Source organism: [Flexibacter] sp. ATCC 35103, assembly GCF_001975985.1.
Taxonomy (GTDB): domain Bacteria; phylum Bacteroidota; class Bacteroidia; order Flavobacteriales; family Flavobacteriaceae; genus Flavobacterium.
Window position 1 is genome coordinate 171,600 of record NZ_MTQF01000011.1, and the last position, 17,090, is coordinate 188,689.

Consider the following 17,090-nt stretch of genomic DNA (forward strand, 5'->3'; position numbering starts at 1 on the left):
CCTTTTTATATTATTTAATATAATTTTCAAATGAAAAAAATAATACTTTTTATATCTTTTCTCTTCTATATAACATCAGCCTCAGCGCAGCAAGATCCGGAATACACACATTATATGTATAATATGAGTGTTGTAAATCCGGCGTATGCAACCGGAGTTCCTGCTATGCTAAATCTTGGAGGATTGTACAGAACACAATGGGTTGGAGCTATAGGAGCTCCAAAAACATTTACTTTTTTTGGACATACTGCCGTGACGGATAAAGTCGAAGTAGGCCTTTCATTAGTTTCTGATGATATTGGTGATGGCGCTAAAAAAGAAAATAACTTCTACGCTGATTTTGCCTATGTTTTGAACCTTGGAGGAAAAAACAAACTTTCGTTAGGATTAAAAGCGGGTTTTACTTCACTGCAAACCAATTTTAACGGTTTTATTTTTGAGAGCGGAGATACCAGTACAGATTTGGCTTTCGCCGAAAATATAAACGTAACCAAACCCAACATTGGAGTAGGAGCCTATTATTTTAGAGATAATTTTTATGTAGGATTGTCTGCTCCAAATTTATTGAGTTCAAAACATATCGAAGAAAAGTCAGGAATCAATGCTTACGGATCAGAGAACATCCATACTTTTTTAACTGCCGGATATGTTTTTCAAATCAATGATATGGTCAAGTTAAAACCTGCTTTTATGTCAAAATATGTGAGCGGAGCGCCAATTTCTGTAGACCTTACGGCAAATGTTTTGTATAACAATAAATTTGAACTTGGTGCTGCATACAGAATAAATGATGCTGTGAGTGCTTTAATGAATATAAGCGTTACGCCATCACTTAGAGTAGGGTATGCTTATGATCATACGCTTTCGAATATGGGTCAGTTTAATTCCGGAACACATGAAATTATGCTGCTTTTTAATTTAGATTTATTAGGAAAAGGATATGATAAATCACCAAGATTCTTCTAAAATGAAAAATATGAAAAAACTACTCGTTATTATATTCGTATTTTCAATACAGTTTATAAATGCCCAAGATTTAGAATTGGCAAGAGCCAAGAGATTTTTTGATAAAACGTATTATAGTGAAGCAATTGTTCTTTATGAAAAGTTAGCCGAAAAAAAACCTTCGCAGGAAGTCATAAAAAATCTGGCCGATTCTTATTTCTATACCAATGATTTGATAAAAGCTCAACGTTATTACAGGCTTTTGATTCAGAATTATAGTAATGATTTAGATCGAAATTATTATTTTAGATACGCACAGACTTTAAAAGCAAGTAATAGTTATGAAGATGCAAATGCTGCGCTAAAAGAATATTATACAAAATCTGCAAATGCTGATGATATTGCCAGTTTCGAAAACAATATTAAAACTTTAGAAAATGTATCAGCAATTGGGCAACGATTCGATATTAAAAATCTGGCGATAAACACGCCTAATTCTGAATTTGGAGCAGTACGATATAATGATAATTTGGTTTTTGCAGGAGTAAAACTAAAGCCGGGATTGTTTGATAAAAAGTTTAAATGGGACAATGAAACGTATTTGAATTTAGTAGAGATTCCATTAAAAAATATTAATACTGCAGATTCTACAGGACATTATTTTGCCAAAGAATTAAAAACCGGAATGCATGAATCGAATGCTGTTTTTACAAAAGACGGAAAAACGATTTATTTCACGCGCAATAATTCTAAAAAAGGAACTAAAAAAACAGACGACAAAAAAATCTCGAACCTACAAATTTTTAAGGCAGAACTGGTTGACGGAAAATGGACTAATATAACGTCACTTCCGTTTAATAGTGCTAATTATTCAGTAGAGCATCCCGCATTAAGTGCAGATGAGAAAGTTTTGTATTTTGCCTCTGATATGCCGGGAACATTCGGTTCATTTGATATTTATTCTGTAAATATTAATAAAGGAGCTTTTGATACACCAAAAAATTTGGGTCCCAGTATTAATACAGATAAAAGAGAACAATTTCCTTTTGTTTCAGGAGATAACAAACTTTATTTCTCTTCAGATGGACATTTAGGCTACGGATCGCTGGATGTTTTTGTTTCGGATATTAACGGGAATGAATATACAAAACCGGTAAATGTTGGTTTGCCGCTAAACTCAAATCTTGATGATTTCTCTTTTAATATAGATTCAGATACTAAAGAAGGTTTTTTTGCATCGAATAGAGAAGGCGGAAAAGGGAGTGATGATATTTATTGGTTTAAAGAAATCAAAGAACTAATTGTAGAAGATTGCAAGCAGTTTATTGCGGGAACAATTACAGATGTTGATACTAAACTAGCTTTAGAAAATGCAATTGTAACATTGCAGGATTCAGATCAAAAAACTTTGAATACCGTGACAACAAGTGCAGATGGGAAATTCAGTTTTACAGTTCCTTGCGAAAGTTCGTTTACAGTTTTAGCCTCAAAAGAAAAATATACGAGCGAATCACGATCCTTATCTTCAGGAAAAACCAGAAATGCCAGCAATGATGCTTCAATGGCATTAAAATCCCTGGAAGTTATAAAACAAGAAGAACAGCAAATTGCTGAAACGAAAAAGAAAGAAGAAGAAATTGAAATAACCCGCAAAAAAGAAAGAGAAGCTCTCGCAGTTATTGCCTTAAAAGAAGCGCAGAAAAAAGCGAAAGCAGATCAAATTGTGGCGGCAGAAATCAAGAAGAAAGAAAAAGCAGCCGAAATTGCTGCTACGGAAGTGAAGAAAAATGAAAAAATAAAAAAGATATTAACGGATGAAAAAGATGTTATTAGAGATAAAGACAGACTTATTATCAAAACAGATCCTATTTATTTTGACTATAATATGTGGTACATCCGTAGAGAATCTAAAGTTGTTTTAGGACGTGTTGTAGAACTAATGAAAAAGTATCCGGATATGGTTATCGAAATTGGTTCTCATACAGATTCAAGGGGAAATGCAAAATTTAATGAGGATTTATCTCAAAAAAGAGCCAACTCGACCAGAGAATTTGTAATCCAATCCGGAATTAATGCAAAAAGAGTTCAGGCAAAAGGATACGGAGAATCAGTGCCTATTATAAAATGTAAAACCGATGAAGCTTGTTCAGAAGAAGAACACGAATTAAACAGAAGATCTGAATTTGTAATTAAGAATCTATAAACTTCGTTTCCATAAAGTAAGATAACCTAATAGTCCCGAAGCCTTGGGACTGTTAGGTTTTTTTAATTTTAATTCAGAAGCTTTTTTTTAGCTTCTTTTTTATTTAACTTTATAAGATAACAATCAATCTAAAAAAATAATAATTATGAGAAATCTGGTTATATCGTGTTTGCTTTTGTCTTTCGTTGGACTCCAAAGCTGTAAAAAGAATGAGGAACAAAAAAAAGTTGTCGATCCGGAAGCTGAAAAGCCTGTAAGTACGCAATGTTATAAAGCAGTATATGAAAAAGACACTCTCGATTTAACATTAAATACCCTGAAAAATGGTAAAATTGCCGGGAACATGGTAATGAAAGTCGCTAGCGCAACAGAAAGAACCGGTGATGTTACAGGAGAATTTCGTGGCGATACTTTGTTTGTAGATTATACTTTTGTAGAAATAACAAATAAAAATAAAACATTCAAAAATCCAATGGCATTTTTAAAACGAGACAATCAACTTATTTTAGGAAACGGAACTATGCAAACTACAATGGGAGTAACATATTTGGTAAAGGATAAACCAATTGATTTTGATCGTGTAAAATATAAATTCTCAACTTCAGAATGTAAATAAGATATTCAAACCCGACAGGTTTTAAAAACCTGTCGGGTTTAATTCCCAATAAGAGAAATAAAAAAAAGCCGTTCCTTGAATAAGAAACGGCTTTTACTATTTTAAGATTTTGTTTTTATTATAAAACTTCCCCTTTAATTTTAAGGGCAACTCTACCGTCAGGATAGTTTACAGCATTAGTTTCAACTGTAATTGTTTTACGAATTGGTCCGGCAGTCATGTTGTATTTTACATCAATTTTACCTTTTTTACCAGGCATAACTGCTGCTGCGGGTTTTGTAACTACTATAGAACTTACAGTAGATTCTGCGCCTGTTATTAAAAGAGGGGCATCTCCGGTATTTGTAAATTCAAAAGAGCGGACTCCATTGTCACTTTTCGAAATTTTTCCATAATCAATCGTATTGTCTTGGGCTGCAAATTCAATTTTTGGGCCATTTTGTGCATAACCTATTGCGCTAAACAATACGACAGCAATAAAAGAGGCTACATTTTTCATTTTGAAATTGTTTTTAAAGTTGTAAGTAAATATACATTCTTTTAATTAACACACAAATTATTAATTCGCTTTTTATAGTGTACTTAATTATTTACTTTTGCTGTCAGTTATAATTACAAAAATTGAACCAAAGTTTTTATGGTTTATTTGTTTAACTGTTTAACCGGTTAATTGATTTATATAATTGTGGTATTAAAAACCATCAAAAACAAATCAACGATTAAACAATTTTACCAGTAACCAAATCAACTAATTAACGATAAAACAAACCTATTTAAATGACAATTCCAGCACAATTTGACGCTAAGACGATTGAGAATAAATGGTATGATTACTGGATGAAAAACAACTATTTTCATTCTGAACCAGATCATAGAACGCCGTATACTATAGTAATTCCGCCTCCAAACGTCACTGGTGTCTTGCACATGGGACATATGTTAAATAATACAATTCAGGATGTTTTAATTCGTAGAGCACGCCTTAAAGGGTTCAATGCCTGCTGGGTTCCGGGAACGGATCACGCCTCTATTGCAACTGAAGCAAAGGTTGTAGCAAAATTAAAAGCTGAAGGAATCAATAAAAACGATCTATCTCGTGAAGAATTTTTAGCACACGCCTGGGAATGGACACATAAATATGGTGGAACAATTTTGGAGCAACTTAAAAAATTAGGTGCTTCATGCGATTGGGAGCGTACTAAATTTACTATGGATCCGGACATGTCGGCAGCTGTAATCAAATCATTTGTAGATTTATACAATAAAGGATTAATCTACAGAGGTTACCGAATGGTAAACTGGGATCCTGAAGCTAAAACAACGCTTTCTGATGAGGAAGTTATTTATGAAGAGCAACAAGGAAAATTATTTTTCTTAAAATATAAAATTGAAGGTTCAGAAGATTTTCTGACGATTGCAACCACACGTCCTGAAACTATCTTTGGAGATACTGCAATTTGTATTAACCCAAATGATGAACGTTTTACACATTTAAAAGGAAAGAAAGCGATTGTTCCTATTTGTGGTCGTGTAATTCCAATTATCGAAGATGAATATGTAGATGTAGAATTTGGAACAGGATGTTTAAAAGTAACTCCTGCTCACGATATGAACGATAAAACGCTTGGAGAGAAACACAATCTTGAAATCGTTGATATTTTTAATGAAGATGCTACATTAAACAGTTTCGGATTACAATATCAGGGAAAAGACCGTTTTGTGGTTCGTACCGAAATTGCAAAAGAATTAGAAGAAATTGGAGCTTTGGCAAAAACCGAAATCCATTTGAATAAAGTAGGAACATCTGAAAGAACCAAAGCGGTAATCGAACCAAGATTATCAGATCAATGGTTTTTAAAGATGGAAGAATTAGTAAAACCGGCAATTAATTCAGTTTTAGTTGACGGAGATATAAAATTGCACCCAAAACGTTTCGAGAACACTTACGCACATTGGTTGAACAATATTCGCGACTGGAATATTTCTCGCCAATTATGGTGGGGACACAGAATTCCTGCTTTTTATTACGGAGACGGAAAAGAAGATTTTGTTGTAGCTGAAAACATCGAAGATGCTTTAAAGTTAGCACAAGAAAGAACTTCAAACTTCAAACTTGAAACAAAAGATTTGAGACAAGATGTTGATGCATTAGATACCTGGTTTTCGGCTTGGTTATGGCCAATGTCAGTTTTTGATGGAATTGTGAATCCTGAAAATGAAGATTTTAAATATTATTATCCAACAAATGACTTGGTTACAGGTCCGGATATTTTATTTTTCTGGGTTGCCAGAATGATTATTGCAGGTTATGAATATACAGGTAAAAAACCATTTACAAATGTATATCTAACAGGTTTAGTGCGTGATAAACAACGCCGTAAAATGTCTAAATCACTAGGAAATTCTCCTGACCCTTTAGACCTGATCGAAAAATTTGGTGCTGATGGTGTTCGTGTAGGATTGCTTTTAAGCGCTTCTGCAGGAAACGATATTATGTTTGATGAAGAATTATGCCTGCAAGGAAAATCATTTACAAATAAAATATGGAATGCCTTTAAATTGATCAAAGGCTGGGAAGTTTCTGAAACAATCCCACAACCGGAATCATCAAAAGTAGCAATCGAATGGTACGAAGCGAAGTTGCAGCAAACCTTGGTTGACATTGAAGATAATTTCGAAAAGTACAGAATTTCTGATTCATTAATGGCGATCTACAAATTGGTTTGGGATGATTTCTGTTCTTGGTTTTTAGAAATGATTAAACCGGCGTATCAGCAACCAATTGATAAAGTAACCTTCGATAAAGCAATCGAAATGCTGGAAAGTAACTTAAAATTACTTCACCCGTTTATGCCTTTCTTAACAGAGGAAATTTGGCATTTAATTGCAGACAGAACTCCAGAGGAAGCATTAATTGTTTCAACCTGGCCAGAATTAAAACCTTTCAATGCCAGTTTAATTTCTGATTTTGAAAGTACAATTGAAGTAATTTCAGGAATTAGAACGATCAGAAAAGATAAAAACATTCCGTTTAAGGATGCGATCGAATTAAAAGCAATCAACAGCGAGAATATTTCTGTTTATTTTGATACAATCGTAACGAAATTAGGTAACATTTCAGCTTTCGAATATGTTTCGGCAAAAGTAGACGGAGCGTTATCTTTCCGTGTAAAATCAAATGAATATTTCATTCCAATTTCAGGAGGAAATATTGATATTGAAGCAGAAGTTGCAAAGCTGACTGCAGAGTTAGTTTACATGCAAGGTTTCTTAAAATCAGTTCAGGCAAAATTATCAAACGAGAAATTCGTTACCGGAGCACCAGAGAAAGTGCTGGCTAACGAAAAACAAAAAGAAGCGGATGCTTTAGCAAAAATTGCTACAATCGAGCAAAGTATCGCTGGTTTGAAATAAGAATTAGATTTTTTCTTAAAATATAAAATCCCAATGCTGAAGAATTTCAGTATTGGGATTTTTTAATTTTTATGATATAAAAAAATTAATAATAAGTAAACGTTTTTTCTATAAGGTATCTGTCGATGTTATTATTATCATAGTGATGACGTTTTTCTTTAGGGTAGCCATCTGTATTAAGATCGTAACTATAGCGCTTAGTTTCAGTATAAATTGAATTAATTTGTTCAGTAAAAAATGTTACATTGTTAGAATTATTGATGTCTTTAATATCAAAATGTCTATTAAAAACATTTTCAAATGAATCTGTAAAGTACAATTTATCAAACCCTGTTATGTTTTTGTATATATTGGGATTGATGTCATATTCGTAATTATGCGTAGATGTAAGTAAGCCTTTTGAACTGAATTTTTCTCTTTTTATAATGTTGCCATTATTGAAATATATTTTTACTTGAGGAAGAGAACCTGTTGGTATCCAATCATTATTAGAATAGCTATAAACATAAATCTCTACAAGATTTTCGGAAACATAATTATAGACATACTTAGTTTGATTCATCGCGGGGAAAATAGTTCCGCTATTCGTGTTTTTAAAAATAGCAGTCTTTAATCTGTTATTCTCATAAGTGTATTCGGTGCTAACATATAGTTGATCCTCTACGTAGCCATCTTGTTGAGTTATTAAATCTCCAGTATAGCTGTAGGTTATTTTTAAGAGACCAACATTAGTACCAATTGTTGTAGCTTCTTTGATTTTAAAACCATTATAATTAAATGTTGTTACTGAGCCACTTGAAGGGTTTATCTCCGTTATTGATTTGATTAAAGGCTTAGTGTTTTCTTTTACCGGTTCGTTAGGATCTATTGTTTCTATTGGTTCTTTTATTTCACTTTCTGAACAAGAGGTGATGATTAATAGTAATAAGACAATTAGAGGTTTTAATTTATTCATTTAGAATTTGTTTTTAAGACAAGTAGCAACTTGTCATTTATTTTAATCAGATTAACTATAAATCTAGCAAATTTACTTAAAAAGTCTAATTAAAAAATGAGTTCTTTGTTTGATGAAACTAATGTTGTGAGTTTTATTTTAAGTGTTTAATTTACTTTTTCTTCCTCCTCAAAACCAAAAATAAAGGATAAGAAATCAACGTGATAACAACGATAATGATAAAACTTTTAGGATCGCTGTAAACAAAACCAATTAATAAGGCCAGCGAAGCTATAATAGCGATAATTGTTGTAAAAGGATACCAGGCAGATTTATAAGGTCTTGGTAAATGAGGTTCTGAAATTCTTAGTTTTATAAGAGAGCAATATGCCAATCCCCAAACAATAATAGAGGTAAAGGCCGCAAATGAAAACAAGACTTCAAACGAGCCAATGCAAATCAGGAATAAACTGAATAATGAGGAAACTAAAAGCGCCACAATTGGAGTTCCGCCTTTATTAACAGATGTTCCTTTTTCTATAAAAAAACCATCGCGGCTTAATCCGTATAAAATTCTTGGCGGGATCATCATAAAGGCGTTTAGAATACTTATTAAAGAGAATATAGAAATTACGGTAACAATTATGGCTCCGTTTTTGCCAAAAATTACATTGGCGACATCGGCTGCAGCCAGATTCGATTTAGCTATGGTTTCTATGGGTAAAACATGAAAGAAAGCAACATTCAATAAAACATAAATTGCGATTACTAGTAATACACCGCTAAACAATGATTTTGGGATATTTTTACTTGGATTATCATTTTCTTCTGCAAAAAAGCAAACGCTGTTCCAGCCGTTATACGTTCCGATGATAAGCTGAAGAGATTTAAAAAATCCAAATAATAAACCAATCTGAACGAGCGAATTGTCTTTAGGAATTGGAGCTAATTTCACCCCTGAATACATAAAGCACGCCACAAGCAAAGCAAAAAAGCAAATGACTTTTAGTAAACTGGTAATTTGCTGAATTAAGCTTCCGTTTTTTACGCCGCTTAAGTGTAATAATACAAAAGCAATTAATAAAGAAATTGCCATTTGGGTAGAGAACTCCTTTAGTCCCGGAAATAAGATGATCATGTATTCACTAATTACAATACAGTAAAATGCGGGCGGAATGACATTGGTAATATAATCAAACCATCCGGATAAAAAACCGGCATATTCGCCAAAAGCCCTTTTGATATAATTATAGGATCCTCCGGCTTTAGGAAGCATCGTAGCCAACTCTGCGTATGAATTAGCGCCTATTAAAACAAATAATCCGCCAAAAAGCCACGAAGCAATAACAAGCCAGTAATTATCTAATAAACCTGCAATTGAACCTGGTGTTCTTAAAATTCCAACTCCTATTGTTCCTCCAATTAGTACGGCAATATTAAAACTTAATCCTAAACTTTTCTTTAATTGGTTTTTTGACATATTTGGAATTTATTTTGATGAGGCAAAAAATATCTGCCCAACAAAAGTAATACAATTAGAAGACTTTCTTTTGTGGAAACAAAAAACCTCATTTAGTTTATAAATGAGGTTTTGTAGTGTTTTAAAAACCAAAAACTTCTTCTTATTTTCAATAAAGAAAATACAGAAAAAGTTTTGGAGGATAAAAATCTAATTCAATTTTTTAAAATTTATATCTTAAGCTTGTCATTATCTGACGTGGTGCTATTGGGTTTACACTATAATTTTCGTGAACCGTATAATTTAATTCATTTGTAATATTTGATAATCGGCATAAAATCGAAATTTTTCTCCATTCGTAACCTAAAGATGCATCGATAGTGGTATAACCTTTTAACGGAATATCTCTGTCTCTGATTGTTACGATGTAAGCAGGATCCGGTTTTGGATTTGCAGTTGTAGGTTTAACAGCTGTCCATAAATAATCATCATTCCAACCACCTGTGCGATCACCAACATAGTTTGCAATGGCTCCAAATGATAATCCTTTTAATAAACCTTCAGGTAATTTGTAGAAAAAGCTCAAATTGGCTGTGTTTTTTGGAGTTCTTGCTAATACATCACCAACAACAAGACTTCCGTTTGTTCCGGATGATTTAGATACTTTGGTTTCATTGAAACTATAACCTGCCATAATATTCAAACCTTCTACAGGAGTAGCTGTAATATCTATTTCGACTCCTTTTCCTTTTGTTGCTCCCACTAATTCTTTTAATGTTGTAGTAGTGTTTTGTGTCACACCATCTGCTAAAAACGGCGCTGTTTGTGCTAAATTATTATTAGATATTTGATAAGCTGTAATATTAGTACTCAAAAGACCTTTCCAGAAATCTTTTTTAATACCCACTTCATATTGGTCAATAATTGAAGGATCTAAAGGTTTTAAGTCTACTGTTGTTCCTGTATTTGGAGTAAAAGAGTTCGAGTAACTTGCAAACAAAGACAAATCTTTAGTAGGTTGTATTACCAATCCTGCTTTTGGCGAATATGCTCTGTTTAAAGTTTTAGCGCCTGTTACAGGAGTTGAATTTTCAAGACTTGTTGTAATAACATTTTTTTCTATTACTTCTTTAGAGGTTTCAACTTCACTTTCCTGCCATGACCATCTTAAACCAGCTAAAACTTTTACATACTCTGTAACTGAGATTAAATCCTGTGCATAAGCACCAAAACGTTGAGTATTTGTAGTAGCTAATTGAGTTGCTCTGGTTGGGTAAGGTATAGTAAGACTTTGTGTACTATAATCGTAATTATAAAGATTGATGGCAGTAGCTTCTGTAGTTATAGCTGTTGTACCGTTTGGTGTTGCATAAAAACCATACGTATAACTTGGAGCGATAGAATTTTCATAATCAACTCCTGTAAATATTTGGTGTTTGATGCTTCCTGTATTAAAAGTCCCTTGTAAACTTAACTGATCACCAAATATTTGCTCAGCACCATCCGATTTGGTTAACCCGCGTTTCCAGTTTCCATTAGCTTCAACCGTACTTAATTGTGCTGTTGAGGTTTGTGTTCTGCGGTAAGATTGGTAAGAAGAATTAAAATTTAATTTCCAGTTTTTATTGAAATCATGATTCAATAATACCGATGCACTGGCAGATTTAGTATTTGCAGTTGACCAAAGCGCTCCAAAGAATTCGTTGCGTGGTAAGTTTAATATTGTTTTCTCATAGATTCCGGTACCAAAATCAGGCGTCCAGTCTGCGCTTAAATAATCTCCTTGTACGGTAATTTGAGTTTTATCTGAAACATGAAATAAAAACGACGGATTAATATAGATACGCTCGTTTTTTACAAAATCCCTGAAGCTTTCTGAGTTTTCGTAAGAAGCATTAAATCTATATGCTATTGATTTATTTAATGGGCCATAAATGTCCAGCGATGGTTTGTAGAAAGAGTAACTTCCCATTTGCATGGATAGTTCACCGCCTTGTGTAAATTTTGGTGTTTTGGTAACTAAATTCATGATTCCGCCGGGAGCAACATTTCCATACAATAAAGCCGAACCTCCTTTTAAGAATTCTACTTTTTCTAATGATGAAACTTCTGGTATTGAACCGGCATTATAACGAAAACCGTTTTTAAACATATTATTGGCAGACATATCGTATCCTCTTGAGAAAAAAGATTCCTGCGCACCACCACGAGCTGATCCTACATAAACTCCGTTAAGGTTTTTTACTACTTCACTTAATCTGATAGCTTGTTGTTGTTCGATTACTTCATTACCTATAATTTGAACACTTTGTGGCAAATCCATTACTTTGATTCCTGAACGAGCTGCTTCAATAGGTTTTTTAGGTTTGTTTGCTGTAATTAAAACTTCATTAAGAATTTCTCCTTTTTTATTTTTTACAGTATCATTTGCTGTAGAACCATTCTCTGTACTTGTATATTGCTGGCTGTAAGAGGCAAGGCTTATAAAAGATAAAACAAATAGTAAATTATATCTCATGGTATTTATTTAGATTGAATAAAAATAAGTTTTTGCAAATATAAGTTCACATACTTGTTTTAACAAAATTTATTGATAAGTTTTCACACTTAAACCTTGCTTAGTTTTGTCTTAAGATTTGCTTAAGATTTTGTTTGTAACGATTTAATCCTTTATATGTAAGTGGCTTTTTGAAATCTTATATTTCTTATTTACCCAAGTTTGCGTTAGGGATAGAAGCGGTATCTCGCAATTAGAAAAACAAGGGTTTTTAGCCGTAGTTTTACTTATTGGGAATTTAGCGGATAGCCCGACCGGAGGGAACGCCCAAACAAAAAATCTGTTTATAATTGTATTTTAATGTAAGGCATAAAAAAACCTTGCTCAAAAAGAAACAAGGTTTAGGTTGTAATAATAAATAGAATAAATGCTTATTTAACTGTGATTAAATACGTAGCCATTTTCCAGATTTCGTCGTATTTTTTACCATTATGTTCTCCGGCAGTTTTCTCTGTATAAGCAAATTCTACCATATAATTTCCTGGCCAGATTGGTGTAAACGAAATTTCTCCGTTTTCATTACTCCATAATTCTTTTTCCCATCCGTTAGGAGCGATAACTTTCATTTTTTGCTCTTTGGCAACTTTAGCTTCGTATAAAGCATTTACGTTCACCTTTACTTTTTGTTTTGCCGTTGTTGCATCTTTAGAAAATAAGCTGATGATGTTTGTATTTGCAGCAGCTTCGTTTCCTTTTGCAGCGTTACCCACAGTAACAGTTGCACTTGAGTTATAATCTAAAACCATAGTTCCGTAAACATCTTTTACTTTATGGTGCATTGCGATTGTATAAACACCATCTTCATCTGGTGTAAAAAAGGCCTGATATTTATTTTCTAAAGCTGTTGCAGTAAGTTTAGTCTCTTTTTTTGATGGACTAATAACGACTAACGTAAAATCTTTTAAATCAGAAAACCATTTTGCAGCAGGCGTAATATCATTATCTGAAAATTCTCCAAAGAAAACTGAAATTTCTTGTGCTTTTCCTTTTGTTCCGGTTGCTTTAGTTTCGATCCAAAGTGCATGAGCAAATAATTGAGGACTGGCAACTAACATTAAAAGTAAAAATGCTATTGATTTTAAAGTTTTAGATTTCATAAGATGAAGTTTAAATTTTTGTATTGATTTATATTTTTACAAACTTAAGTCTTATTTAGAATAATTAAAAATAAAACAGATAAAAAGGCTTGTTAAAGTTTAAAGATTACCGCCACAACATGTCGTAAAAAATAAAAGGAACTAATTTTTGAATCAGTTCCTTTTTGATGTTAAAAGTTTTATCGGTATTAAAACTTATAAGTAAAACTAGCTACAATATTTCTGGTTTTTTGAGGATTAATCGTAGACCAGCCTCCATTAAAATATTCTTTGTTAGCAATATTATTTATATTTAATGCAATTCTGAATTTGTTTACGTTATAAAAAACAGATCCATTTATTACAGTATAAGACGGAATCACAAATTTTCCGGTAACCTGACTATCCAGAATGGCATTTTCGCTGGCATGATTTCCTCCAAAACCTAAACCAAAATCTTTTAGAGTTCCATAATCAAATTTATAAGTAGCCCAAAGATTGATTAAGTTTTCAGGCCCTGACCAGATTGGTCTTTTCCCGGTTTCTAACCAAACATTTGCTTCGTCTCCTTTGATAATTTTACTGTCGTTGTAACTATATCCCGCAATTATATTGAATCCCTTAAACGGGTTAGCATTCAGGTCAAATTCAAAACCTTTACTCTGAGCTTCTCCGCCTTGTAAACTATTGTAAAAGTTATCCGGATCTGCTGTCACAAGATCTGCCACTTTTATATCATAGTAGCTTACAGTTGCATTTAATTTATCACCAAGAAGATTTGCTTTTACTCCAAATTCTAACTGATTGGCGTGTTCCGGTTTAAACGATTTGCTGGTTGGGTTGCTTCCGTCAGGATTAGCTGTTTGTGCGGGGCCTAAGTTTCTGAAACCATTCATGTAGTTTGCAAAAAAAGCTAATTTATCTTCTATAGGCTGATACAATAAACCAAATTTTGGAGATAAAGCGGTTTGGTTATAATCATCAGTATCTGTTTTGATATTGCCTTCTGTATCAAAATAGTCGAGACGCAAACTTGCCATTGCAACTAATTTTGGCGTAATATTGATTACATCAGAGGCGTACGCGCTGTAAGTTGCATCTTTGATATTGTTATTTTGAGCTCCGGTGGACGAAAGTAAATCTTCGACAGAACTCTGGGTCAGAGAACGTTTTACGGTTGCTTCAGCTCCTGTTTCAGGATCTATATAATTAATGCCACCTTGTGCATTTACATTGTAAATCCAACCCCAGCCGGAACCATTAAAAATAGTGTTTTTAGAAAAATAATCTAAACCAACCACAAGGCGATTACGCATATTGCCAATTTTGAAATCGCCTATAAAATTTTGCTGAATATCTGTTGTTGCGGTTTGGGACTGCTCTCTGGTAATGAAAATACTAAAATCACGCTGGCCATTTTCGTTGTCGTAGATATATGAGTAATATCCGTTTGATTTTGTAGAACCTCTTGAAATTGCAGTTTGCGAAGTCCATTGATCTGATATTTTATAATTCATCTGACCCTGCAAATTGTATTTTGGGTTTTTTATAGACAAATCATTACTGTAAAAGGAAAGTTTTGTGTTGTAATTAAGATCAGCAACATTGGCATATTGTACAGGAGAATTTCTCCCTAAAAATAACATCGAAGGAGTTGTTTTTTCTTCCTGCATGAACTCTGTATTAATCAGGAAAGATAATTTTTCGTTCACTTTATAAGATAAAACAGGAGCTACAAAAAAGGAAGTACGAAAACCGGCATCCTGAAAACTATTTTCAGTCTGGTAAGCTACATTAATTCTAATAGCGACATTATCAGTGTCATCTACAGATGTATTTACATCTGCAGTAACTCTGTTTAGTCCAAAACTACCTGCAAGATAAGATACTTCGGCACCAAAACCGGTGTATGGCTTTTTGGTTACTGTATTAATAAGTCCGCCATAGCTAATTAAGCTGCTGCCAAATAAAGTTCCTGATGGACCTTTCATCACTTCAATTCTTTCAATATTGGCAGGATCTAAGCTTCCGTTTGATAAACCCGGTAATCCATTTACGATATTCGCCTGAGTTTCGAAACCACGCAAAGAGTAATAAGAACCTCCGTCACTGCCACGACCTGTAGATTCCCATAATTTTTGAATTCCGGGTACATTTTTCATGGCATCTTCATAATTTGTAATCGCTTGTTCTTTTAATAAATCAGCCGAAACAACATTATAAACCTGTGGATTTTCGATGTTTTTCAAGGGCATTTTCGAAACATAATTACTTTGCTTCGGGAAAAGTTTAGCCCTGTTATTTGTAATGATAACTTCTTTTAATTGTTTGTTTGAAACCTTTAGCTGCAAATTAAGCATTGAGGTTTCATTAGCAGAAACAGTTATTTCCTGCTCTAAGGTTTCATAACCTGTTAGGGAGACCTGTAGCGTATAAGTATTTGCTTTTACTCTGTTGAACTCAAAAGCGCCATCTTCATTACTAATTGTGCCGTATTTTGAATCTTTAAGAATGATGTTTACACCAACAGCCATTTCACCGTCAGATGTTGTGATTGTTCCTTTAATTTTGCCGTTATTTTGCTGTGCAGATAAAGTTGTTAAAGCAAAAAACACAATGATAAGGTATATGAATTTAGGCAATCTTAAATTTGAGTAATTCATTTGGTTAAGATGTTAGATTAGTAATTAAAAAATGATTTTTAAGTATTATTATTTCGTTTTCTTCTTTTTATTATTTCTTCCCCACCAAATATAGAATCCGGTTATAGGAAGACTCGCACATATAAAACTAGCAAAAAAAGCCATTATCTTTCCTGGTAAACCTAATATTCCGCCTGAATGAATGGCATAATTAAGGGACCGAAGCTTATCGCCGTTGTTTCGGTCTGCAAAAGTTTTCTTTTCTAATAATTCTCCCGTATATTGATCAAATTGGGTAGCTACGATTCCGAAATTCCCACCATTATCGACATAAACAGATTGCGATTGTAAAGAATCTTCGGGCATCGAAAAAGTGTAACCTTCTGCATTTGGATAATCAGATTGTACGGCAGCATATATTTTATCTAATAAATTTTGATTTTGATTTTTTGAAATATCAGATGCTACATCTTCTTGCTTTCTTTCGATAGTCTGACCTCCGTTCGCAAGCCACTTTATACTATTGTCAAACCATTTAAATGACCATACCAATCCTGTAAGAGCAATAAGCAATGCAAAAAGCGTAACATAAAAGCCAAGAATATTATGCAGGTCATAATTTTTTCGTTTCCATTGTGTGTTATTTTTCCAGCGGAACCAATAGCGCTGTTTTGCTGCAGCTTTATTTTTTGGCCACCAAAGTATAATTCCGGTAATCAGGGAGATAATAAAGATGATTACAGCAATACCCACGATAGGCTGACCAATATTATTTGTCAATAATAAACTCCAGTGCAGAAATACAATTACCTCAAAAAACTCGGTTGTAGTGTTCTCAATTTTCTGAATTTTTCCTGTAAACGGATTTATGTATATCGTATAACTGTATGCTCTTGTGTCCCAATACCAAATAGCATTTTTGTTTTCTCTTTCTTTACTGGCATAAAATAGTATGGTAGCATCTTTTTGATTTCGTACTCTGATTGCATTTATTGGTTTGTCATTTCCAATAGAATCCTGAGCAGTTTTTAGTAATTCTGCCAGGCTTTTTTGTTCTGGTTTTATTTCATTTGCATAATACCTGCTGTGGTATACAATAGGTCTCAATTCTTCATCAAAAACATAAATACAACCCGTAATACCCAGAATAACGATAATGAGTCCGGAGCCTAAACCCAGCCATAAATGAATTTTAAGAATGATTTTTTTAAAGGTCATTTCCTTATTTATTAAAAAAACACCTC

The 17,090-nt window shown here is 33.2% G+C and carries 11 protein-coding genes; 4 read left to right on the forward strand and 7 right to left on the reverse strand.

What is annotated here, in order from left to right; all coding sequences use genetic code 11:
• Positions 1-30: 30 nt before the first annotated feature.
• The 3 genes from BXU01_RS20595 (at position 31) to BXU01_RS20605 (ending at position 3,764) form a co-directional block, all read left to right on the forward strand.
• Positions 31-966, forward strand: coding sequence for a type IX secretion system membrane protein PorP/SprF (locus tag BXU01_RS20595; RefSeq protein ID WP_083695040.1), 936 nt, complete (start codon positions 31-33; stop codon positions 964-966).
• Positions 967-976: 10 nt separating this feature from the next.
• Positions 977-3,148 carry an OmpA family protein gene (locus BXU01_RS20600; protein WP_165689815.1) on the forward strand — a complete coding sequence of 724 codons (2,172 nt, stop codon included), beginning with the start codon at positions 977-979 and terminating at the stop codon, positions 3,146-3,148.
• A 145-nt stretch (positions 3,149-3,293) separates the two neighbouring features.
• Positions 3,294-3,764, forward strand: a complete 471-nt coding sequence (locus BXU01_RS20605) for a hypothetical protein (RefSeq protein WP_083695042.1) — start codon at positions 3,294-3,296, stop codon at positions 3,762-3,764.
• A 118-nt stretch (positions 3,765-3,882) separates the two neighbouring features.
• Here BXU01_RS20605 and BXU01_RS20610 read toward each other — a convergent pair whose 3' ends face one another.
• Positions 3,883-4,263, reverse strand: a complete 381-nt coding sequence (locus BXU01_RS20610) for a DUF1573 domain-containing protein (RefSeq protein ID WP_055098413.1) — start codon at positions 4,261-4,263, stop codon at positions 3,883-3,885.
• A gap of 278 nt (positions 4,264-4,541) precedes the next feature.
• On the opposite strand from BXU01_RS20610, the gene BXU01_RS20615 reads away from it, so the two are divergent.
• Positions 4,542-7,178: a valine--tRNA ligase gene (locus BXU01_RS20615; protein ID WP_083695043.1), complete on the forward strand. Its 2,637-nt coding sequence runs from the start codon at positions 4,542-4,544 to the stop codon at positions 7,176-7,178.
• An 85-nt stretch (positions 7,179-7,263) separates the two neighbouring features.
• On the opposite strand, the gene BXU01_RS20620 is transcribed toward BXU01_RS20615, so the two are convergent.
• From BXU01_RS20620 to BXU01_RS20645, 6 genes are all read right to left on the reverse strand, one after another.
• Positions 7,264-8,133, reverse strand: a complete 870-nt coding sequence (locus BXU01_RS20620; protein WP_083695044.1) for a hypothetical protein — start codon at positions 8,131-8,133, stop codon at positions 7,264-7,266.
• Between the two features lie 151 nt (positions 8,134-8,284).
• Entirely contained in the window at positions 8,285-9,592 is a 1,308-nt protein-coding gene (locus BXU01_RS20625; protein WP_255373813.1) for an APC family permease, read from the reverse strand.
• Positions 9,593-9,794: 202 nt separating this feature from the next.
• Positions 9,795-12,089, reverse strand: coding sequence for a TonB-dependent siderophore receptor (locus BXU01_RS20630; protein WP_083695046.1), 2,295 nt, complete (start codon positions 12,087-12,089; stop codon positions 9,795-9,797).
• A 410-nt stretch (positions 12,090-12,499) separates the two neighbouring features.
• Positions 12,500-13,225 carry a hypothetical protein gene (locus BXU01_RS20635; protein ID WP_083695047.1) on the reverse strand — a complete coding sequence of 242 codons (726 nt, stop codon included), beginning with the start codon at positions 13,223-13,225 and terminating at the stop codon, positions 12,500-12,502.
• 188 nt (positions 13,226-13,413) lie between these two features.
• The gene (locus tag BXU01_RS20640) at positions 13,414-15,867 is read right to left on the reverse strand and encodes a TonB-dependent receptor (RefSeq protein ID WP_083695048.1); all 2,454 of its coding nucleotides are present in this window, start codon (positions 15,865-15,867) and stop codon (positions 13,414-13,416) included.
• Positions 15,868-15,915: 48 nt separating this feature from the next.
• Entirely contained in the window at positions 15,916-17,064 is a 1,149-nt protein-coding gene (locus tag BXU01_RS20645; protein ID WP_083695049.1) for a PepSY domain-containing protein, read from the reverse strand.
• Between the last annotated feature and the right edge of the window lie 26 nt (positions 17,065-17,090).

Coding starts and splice junctions, on each gene's coding strand:
- BXU01_RS20595 (WP_083695040.1), top strand. CDS start 31: ATGAAAAAAATAATACTTTTTATATCTTTTCTCTTCTATATAACATCA.
- BXU01_RS20600 (WP_165689815.1), top strand. CDS start 977: ATGAAAAAACTACTCGTTATTATATTCGTATTTTCAATACAGTTTATA.
- BXU01_RS20605 (WP_083695042.1), top strand. CDS start 3,294: ATGAGAAATCTGGTTATATCGTGTTTGCTTTTGTCTTTCGTTGGACTC.
- BXU01_RS20610 (WP_055098413.1), bottom strand. CDS start 4,263: ATGAAAAATGTAGCCTCTTTTATTGCTGTCGTATTGTTTAGCGCAATA.
- BXU01_RS20615 (WP_083695043.1), top strand. CDS start 4,542: ATGACAATTCCAGCACAATTTGACGCTAAGACGATTGAGAATAAATGG.
- BXU01_RS20620 (WP_083695044.1), bottom strand. CDS start 8,133: ATGAATAAATTAAAACCTCTAATTGTCTTATTACTATTAATCATCACC.
- BXU01_RS20625 (WP_255373813.1), bottom strand. CDS start 9,592: ATGTCAAAAAACCAATTAAAGAAAAGTTTAGGATTAAGTTTTAATATT.
- BXU01_RS20630 (WP_083695046.1), bottom strand. CDS start 12,089: ATGAGATATAATTTACTATTTGTTTTATCTTTTATAAGCCTTGCCTCT.
- BXU01_RS20635 (WP_083695047.1), bottom strand. CDS start 13,225: ATGAAATCTAAAACTTTAAAATCAATAGCATTTTTACTTTTAATGTTA.
- BXU01_RS20640 (WP_083695048.1), bottom strand. CDS start 15,867: ATGAATTACTCAAATTTAAGATTGCCTAAATTCATATACCTTATCATT.
- BXU01_RS20645 (WP_083695049.1), bottom strand. CDS start 17,064: ATGACCTTTAAAAAAATCATTCTTAAAATTCATTTATGGCTGGGTTTA.